The organism is Methylobacterium haplocladii (assembly GCF_007992175.1).
Classification (GTDB): domain Bacteria; phylum Pseudomonadota; class Alphaproteobacteria; order Rhizobiales; family Beijerinckiaceae; genus Methylobacterium; species Methylobacterium haplocladii.
On sequence record NZ_BJZT01000042.1, the window covers coordinates 61,110 to 68,597 of the forward strand.

Below are 7,488 nucleotides of genomic sequence, written 5' to 3' on the forward strand. Positions count from 1 at the left end.
GGCGAGACGGTCAGCGTGTCTCGCCCGCGATCAGGTGGAAGAAGCTGCCGCTGACGCGGCCGCGGCGGTGCCCTGCTAGCCCGAGAGCCACCCCTTCCGCATCGGTAACGCGCGCCAGTGCGTCCTCGGCAAGCGGCGGTTTGGTCAACTCCGCCGCGTAGTGAAACTCGTGACCGACGAGCTGCACACCCGTGCGGCCCAGCATCCCGTCGCCGAGCAGCGTCGCGACGCGATAGCCGAGATGGAGTTTCCGCGCCTTGTAGGAGGTCGCGACGGGCAGCAGTCCGGCCATGGCGTGCGTCGTACCGTCCGCATCCTCCAGGCTCTTGCCGAGCACCATGTACCCGCCGCACTCACCGTGGACCGGTTTTGTCTGCGCGAAGCCGCGGAGCCCATCGAGAAATCGCGCCGCGGCGGCAATCACGCCGGCATGAAGCTCGGGATAGCCACCCGGCAGCCAGCAGGCGTCGCAATCGCCTGACGGCGCCTCGTCGGCCAGAGGTGAGAACGGTACGATCTCCGCCCCGGCCGCACGCCATCCCGCGATCAGATGCGGATACAGGAACGAGAACGCGGCATCGCGCGCCACGGCGACGCGCTGTCCGGGTGGCGCGGGCAGGGCGCCTGCCGCCTCCGGCACGCGACCGCCGGCGGCCGCCACGATCGCGTCGAGGTCGAGCGAGCTTTCGCCGAGATCGGCCAGACGTTCGAGCCGCGCCAGCAGATCGGCGGTCTCGCCGGCCTGGACGAGGCCGAGATGACGCTCCGGCAGCACCAGACCGGCGTCGCGCATCAGCGCGCCGAGCACCGGCATGCCGATCCGCGTGAGCCCCGCCTCGACCAGCCGGCGATGGCGAGGGCTCGCGACCTTGTTGAGCACCACGCCGGCGATGCGGATGCGCGGATCGTAGGCGGCGCAGCCGAGCGCCACGGCCGCCGCCGACTGCGCCGCACCCGACACGTCGAGCACCAGCAGCACCGGCCACCCGAACCGCGCGGCGATGTCGGCATTCGCCCCCGTGTGGCCTTCGCCCGCGACGATCCCGTCATGCAGGCCCATGGAGCCCTCGGCGACGACGAGCTCGGCATCCCGGCCGGCAAGCGCCGCCGCCGTGTCGAGCAGGCCGTCCGACATTGCGAAGCTATCGAGGTTGATGCTGGGAAAACCCGTCGCCGCTTGGTGAAAGGCGGGGTCGATGTAGTCCGGCCCGCACTTGGCACCGCGCACAGCCACGCCGCGCCGGCGCAAGGCCGTCAGCAGCGCCAGCGTCACCGTCGTCTTGCCGGAACTCGACCGTGGTGCGGCGATGACGAGACCACGCGCGCTCATGCGCTCTCTCCCTTGGCATCGGCGCCGAACCCCGGCCGGAAGCGCCGGTCGTATCCGGTCGAATAGAGTGCGGAGTCTTCGAAGTTCTCGGGGTCGAGCGCCGGGCCGACAAGGATCAGCGCCGTGCGCTCCAATCGCGCTTCGGCCACGGCAGCGGCGATCGTCGCCAGCGTCCCTGTCAGCACCTTCTCGTCGGGCCAGGTCGCGCGAAACACCACGGCCGCCGGGCAATCCGCCCCGTAGAACGGGATCAGCTCCGGCACGAGCGTGTCGACCACGTGGATCGAGAGATGCAGCGCCAGCGTCGCGCCGGTGGCGGCGAAGGCGGCGAGCGTCTCGCGCTCCGGCATGGCGCTCGCTCGTCCCGATGTCCGCGTCAGCACCACGGATTGCGTCAGACCCGGAACGGTCAGCTCCCGCCGCAGCAGCGCCGCCGCCGCCGCGAAGGCCGGTACGCCCGGCGTCACCGTGTAGGGGATGCCGAGTTGATCGAGCCGTCGGGTCTGTTCGGCCAGCGCACTCCAGACGGAAAGGTCGCCGGAATGCAGCCGAACCACATCCTGCCCGCGCTCGTGCGCCGTGACGATCTCCGCGACGATGGCATCGAGATTGAGCGGCGCCGTGTCGACGATCCGCGCGCCCGGCGGGCACCAAGACAGGATTTCCGGCGCCACGAGCGAACCCGCATGCAGGCAGACGGGGCAGGCCGCGATCAGATCGCGCCCCCTCACCGTGACGAGATCGGCCGCGCCCGGGCCGGCTCCGACGAAATGGACGGTCATGATGGTCGAGCCATGAGGCTGGTGAGTATGAGCGCGCCGCGATCCGGCACTCCAAACACCTCATGGTGAAGTGCCTGCGAAGCGGGCCGCGAAGCACGCCGCGCCCTATCCCGTTACGGACAGTCGGGAGCAGCGGTCAGGAGTGCTTCGAGGCTGCTGCGCAGCACCTCAGCATGAGGATGTCGGGGTTGCCGGTTTCGGCAGCGCTGAAGGGCTCTATTCGGATTTGGCGGTGAGCGCGAGGGCGCAGGTTGTACCGGCACTGGCGATCCTCGGCAGGATCAGTACGGTGCCAGGACCGGCACCGGCGAGGGCGGCTGCCTCCGCCACGGAGCCGACACCGCGCTGCGCCTCGATCCGGGCCGACCGCGTCGGCACGCGCGCATCGACCGCACGCAGGGCCTCGGGCGCCAGGCCAATTGTCTCGCAGCCGAGCACGGCCGCCGCCGCGCGAAAGGCGCCCTCGTCGGCTCGGTCTTCGGCCGTCGCCAGGGCGCGCAAACGGATCGCCGGCAGGCCTGCCGCTTCGAGGCCGCGCCGCACGAGCGCAACGATCTCGTCCGTCGTCGTCGCGTGCCGAAACCCGACCCCGGCGACGACGTCGCGCCGGGGCGTCACGGCTTCTTCCAGACCCATTGCGTCACCGGCATCGCCTGTCGCCAGCCGGAGAGGCCGCCGACGGGAGAAGCCTTCGCCACGGAGAGGCGGCGCAAGTCGCCACCCATCTCGGCATAGATGGCGAGCAGCGCCGCCTCGCCCTGGAGCGTCACGGCGTTGGCCACGAGCCGCCCGCCCGAACGCAGGGCCTCGCGGCAAGCGGACAGCACGCCAGGGCGTGAGATGCCGCCGCCGATGAAGATCGCATCGGGGGGCGCCAAGCCGGCGAGGGCCGCGGGGGCCGGGCCCTCGACGACGCTCACCCGCTCCGGCACGCCGAGGCTTCCGCAGTTTCGCCCGATCCGCTCGGCCCGGTCGCCCCGTGCCTCGACCGCGAGCGCGCGATTGGCAGGGTGGCGCAGGCACCACTCGATGGCGATCGAGCCGGCTCCAGCCCCGACGTCCCAGAGCAGCGCTCCGGCGAAGGGCGCCAAAGCCGAGAGCGTCACCGCGCGAATCTCGGCCTTGGTGAGCTGCCCGTCGTGCTCGAACCAGCCGTCGTCGAGGCCGGTGGCGAGCGGCAGCACCCGTGCGCCCGGCTCGGCCACGACCTCGATCGCCAGCGTATTCAGCGCCTCGCTCTTGTCGTGGTTCGCGAACCCGACGGCTTCCCTCGCAAAAATACGCTCGTTCGGGCCGCCCATCGCTTCCAGCACGGTGAGCCGGGACCGCGAAAAGCCGCGCTGCACCAGAAGCGTCGCCACCGCAGCCGGCGTCGTGCCGTCCCACGACAGCACCAGGAGCCGCGCGCCGGGCTGGAGGGCCGGGATGATGCGGGTGAGTGCCCGGCCGTGCAGCGTCAGGCAGGCGGTCTCGGCGAGCGGCCAGCCCAACCGGGCGGCGGCGAGGCTGAAGGCCGAGGGCTGCGGGTAGGCCCGGATCTCGGCCGGCGGCACGATCCGGGCGATCTCGGCGCCGATGCCGTAGTGGAACGGGTCTCCGGTGGCCAGAAGACAGGTCGGCCGGCCGCGCCGGGCCAGGATGGCCGCGTAGGCCTCCGAAATCGGGCTCGGCCAGAGATGCGTCTTGGCCGAAAGCGGCGCGGCCAGCGTCAGATGACGCTGGCCGCCCCACACCACCTCCGCCGCATCGAGTGCCGCCGACGCTGCCGGCGATAGTCCCGAACGCCCATCCTCGCCGATGCCGACGATCGTGAGCCAGGGCGGCGCGGACTGCTGGTCGAGAGTCATGATCGGCGCGCTTCGCGGTACCGGGGTCGCTGATCGTCCCCAATACCTCCGCCGTTCCCGCTTGGCGAGTCGATGCCGGCTTTCAGGCGGCCGCCGGTTTGACCGCAAGCGATTGCGCGAGGCTCGGGACGGCCGGCCCCGGCACACCGAGATAGGCGCGTCGTGCCGGCTTCAGCACGAACCAGGCGAGCGTCGCGGTGACGAGATCGAGCCCGATGGCGATGCAAAACACCGGCACCCAGCTTCCGGCCGCATCGTGGATCATCGCCGCGAACGGGCCGCCGAGCAGCGAGCCGACCCCCTGCGCCATGTAGAGGAAGCCGTAATTGGTGGTGGCGTGCTTGGTCCCGAACGTGTCGGTGAGCGTCGAGGGAAACAGCGAAAAGATCTCGCCCCAGGCGAAGAAGACCACGCCCGACAACAGGGCGAACGCATAGGCGTTCTCACGGTACGCGAGCAGAAGCGCGATGGCGCAGGCCTCCAGGGCGAAGGCGATCGCCATGGTATTCTCGCGTCCGATATTGTCGGAGACCCAGCCGAAGAATGGCCGCGTCAAGCCGTTGGTGACCCGGTCGAAGGTCAGAGCGAAGGGCAGCGCCGCGAAGCCGAAGACGATGGCGTCGGCGACGCCGAATTCCTTGGCGAAGGCGGCGAACTGCGCCACCACCATCAGGCCGCCGGTCGACATCATCGCCATCATCGCGAACATCAACCAGAACAGCGGCGTCTTCAGCATCGTTTTCGGAGCCACCTCGCGGGCGGCGCTGGCGACCTTGTCCGCCGGGATCTCGGGCGTCTCGCCGGGCTGCGGCGGTCGCAGCCCCAGCGCCGCGATGAAGCCGGTCACGCCGAGGATCGCCCCGAACACCAGCAGCGTGTGCCGGTAGCCGGAGGCGGCGATCATGTCGGAGATCGGGAAGGTGGTGGCGATCGCCCCCATGCCGTAGCCGGCGGCGACGACGCCCGCGGCAAAGCCCCGGCGCTCGGGAAACCAGCGCACCATCAGCCCGATGATGCCGACATAGACGATGCCCGTGCCGAGCCCGCAGAGCACGCCGTACGTGGCGTAGAGCCCGTAAAGCGAATCGATCTGCGAGGCCGCGGCCCAGCCTGCGCCGCTCAGCGCCGCGCCGAGCGCGATCATGCCCTTTGCGCTGAAGCGCTCGATGAGCCAGCCTTGTGCCGGCGAGAAGAAGGTCTGCAGCACGATCAGCAGCGTGAACGTCACCTGCACCGCCGGCAGGCTCGCCCCGGTCGTCGTCTGAAGGGGTTTGACGAAGAGCGTCCAGATATATTGCGGGCTCGAGATCGTCATCATGACGATCAGGCCGAGCCCGAGTTGGATCCATCGCGTCGCGCTGTGAGATGTATTCATCATTCACTCCTGCTGGGGAGTGACTGGCAAAGGATGTGCCAGCGTTCATGTCGGCCGTGACGCGCGCCCTTTCCCGGGCGCTTGCAGAGCAGCGACATGCGACCGAGCGAGGGACGGCGCCGCCGCGGTCTTCACCGTAATGAAGATCCTACAGCCCCGCTGCACCGCCATCGGATCGCGGATCATGCGTCGCCTCGATCCGGCCGTTGCGCGGGTGGCGAACCAGCATGCCGGCATGGCCGAGGGCGTCGATGTAGGCACCCCCAAGCTCCTCCATGTCGTGGCCCATGCTCCGGAGCGCCGCGATGCAGGCCGGATCGAACCGGTCCTCGACCTTCACGCTCAGCGATTCCGCGCCCCAGGTGCGGCCGTAGAGCAGCCGTGGGGCATCGACCGCGTCGGCGACGGACATCCCGTAATCGGCATAGCGCGAAAAAATCTGGGCCTGGAATTGCGGCTGCCCGTCGCCGCCCATGCTGCCGTAGGCCATCACCCGGCCGTCGTCGAAGGCGGCGAGCGCCGGGATCAGTGTGTGGAACGGCCGCCGGCCGGGCTCGAGCGGATTTGTCGCTTTTGGGTCGAGGGAGAAGGAGAGGCCGCGGTTCTGCCAGCAGATGCCGGTCGCCGGCAGAACCGTACCCGAGCCGTATTCCCAATAGACCGACTGGATGAACGACACGGCCATGCCGTCGCGGTCGATGGCGCCCATCCAGACCGTATCGCCGTCGCCGGCTTTTTTGGAAGGAAACGGGCCGGCGCGGTCCAGGGCGATCGCGGCCGCTTCTCGGCCAAGTCGCTCAGGCGTCAGGAAGCTCGCCGGGTCCGCCGGCAGCCGGTCGAAGTCCGTGACGAACCCGTCGCGAATGGTGAAGGCGCGCTTCGTGGCTTCGATCAGCGCATGGTAATACGCTGTGGTCTCCGGACGCTTGACCTCCAGCCGGTCGAGGATGCCGAGGATCAGCAGTGCGGCGAGCCCCTGCGTCGGCGGTGGGAAGTTGTAGAGCGTCGCTCCGCGCCGACGCAGCGTCAGCGCCTGCCGCTCCTTGGCGGCGTAGGCCTTGAGATCGGCCCGCGTCACCGGCGCGTCGAGGTTTTCCAGGTCGGCGGCGATCTCGCGGCCGATGTCGCCCCTGTAAAAATCGTCGAGGCCGGCATGGGCGAGCTGTTCCAGCGTCGCCGCGAGTTTCGCCTGGCGGCGGATGCTGCCGGCTTTGAACGGCTTGCCGTCATCGAGATAGGTCTTCGAAAAATTCGGCACGTCGCGGAGCGTATCGAGTTCCTTCGGCACGTAGCGTTCTTCCGAAGGCGAGACCGGGCAGCCCTGCTTCGCGTGGCGGATCGCGTCGGCGAGCAGGCTGTCGAGCGGCATCCGGCCGCCGAGCGCCCTGGCGAGGTCGAGGGCGAGTTGCCAGCCGCCGATCGTGCCGGCAACGGTGATCGCGGCGTCGGGGCCGCGCGAGGGCAGCACCTCGTAGCCCTTTTCGCGGTAGCGCTGGATCGTGGCGTGCTTGCCCGCCGGTCCGCAGGCCTCGATGCCGCGCACCCGGCCGCTCCGCTCGCGCACCAGCCAGAACCCGTCGCCGCCGATGCCGTTCATGTGCGGGTAGACCACGGCGATCGTCGCGGCCATGGCGACCATCGCCTCGATGGCGTTGCCGCCCTGCGCCAGCACGATCTGCCCGGCTTCCGCCGCGAGATGGTGGGGCGCCGCGACGGCGGCGGACGAGAAGACGGGCGTTTCGGGCATGTTTTGCTTCTGTCTCGACGGGTCGGAGGTAACCCCGGATGTCGGAAGGCAGGATCAGGACCACGCGTGCAGGGCCGGGGCAACCCGGACGATGACGCGAGGCCGCAAGCCGCTTACGTTTCGCGGGTCGAGGGAGGCGCGGCAGGGGCGATCGGGATGGCCGCGGATACGGCATTCTGGGTTGAGGGCTTCGAGCATGTCGCGGGCCGGCTCGTGCCGACGACGCGCAGGACCGCTTTGGGCGAAAGCAACGCCCTGCAGCAGGCCGAGGCGCTCGCCCGCCGGCTGCCCGGAGCCGCCGCGTTCGCGCTCGTCACGGGCGAAGACGGCTCCGAAGCCCAGACCATTCTCGGCGCTTTCGGCGACGTGCCGGACGACGTCATGGATGGCCTCGCGGGCGGCTAGCT

7 protein-coding genes are annotated in these 7,488 nt (G+C 70.0%); 1 reads left to right on the forward strand and 6 read right to left on the reverse strand.

The features are described from left to right. Nucleotides 1–10: 10 nt before the first annotated feature. From MHA02_RS19075 to MHA02_RS19100, 6 genes are all read right to left on the reverse strand, one after another. Nucleotides 11–1,330: a cobyrinic acid a,c-diamide synthase CobB gene (locus MHA02_RS19075; protein WP_147081678.1), complete on the reverse strand. Its 1,320-nt coding sequence runs from the start codon at nucleotides 1,328–1,330 to the stop codon at nucleotides 11–13. Then, nucleotides 1,327–2,112, reverse strand: a complete 786-nt coding sequence (gene cobM / locus MHA02_RS19080) for a precorrin-4 C(11)-methyltransferase (protein WP_147081680.1) — start codon at nucleotides 2,110–2,112, stop codon at nucleotides 1,327–1,329. The genes MHA02_RS19075 and cobM overlap by 4 nt, the downstream gene beginning before the upstream one ends. Nucleotides 2,113–2,328: 216 nt before the next feature. Continuing rightward, a complete protein-coding gene (locus tag MHA02_RS19085; protein ID WP_147081682.1) occupies nucleotides 2,329–2,748 on the reverse strand; it encodes a cobalamin biosynthesis protein in 420 nt (139 codons plus the stop codon). Continuing rightward, complete coding sequence (gene cbiE / locus MHA02_RS19090; protein WP_147081684.1) at nucleotides 2,727–3,959, reverse strand: precorrin-6y C5,15-methyltransferase (decarboxylating) subunit CbiE; 1,233 nt, start codon at nucleotides 3,957–3,959, stop codon at nucleotides 2,727–2,729. Before cbiE ends, MHA02_RS19085 begins: the two co-directional genes overlap by 22 nt. Nucleotides 3,960–4,041: 82 nt before the next feature. Further along, nucleotides 4,042–5,334, reverse strand: coding sequence for an oxalate/formate MFS antiporter (oxlT, locus tag MHA02_RS19095; protein WP_147081704.1), 1,293 nt, complete (start codon nucleotides 5,332–5,334; stop codon nucleotides 4,042–4,044). 148 nt (nucleotides 5,335–5,482) lie between these two features. Beyond that, complete coding sequence (locus tag MHA02_RS19100; protein ID WP_147081686.1) at nucleotides 5,483–7,081, reverse strand: gamma-glutamyltransferase family protein; 1,599 nt, start codon at nucleotides 7,079–7,081, stop codon at nucleotides 5,483–5,485. Between the two features lie 156 nt (nucleotides 7,082–7,237). On the opposite strand from MHA02_RS19100, the gene MHA02_RS19105 reads away from it, so the two are divergent. Further along, entirely contained in the window at nucleotides 7,238–7,486 is a 249-nt protein-coding gene (locus MHA02_RS19105; RefSeq protein WP_147081688.1) for a hypothetical protein, read from the forward strand. The last annotated feature ends 2 nt before the right edge of the window (nucleotides 7,487–7,488 follow it).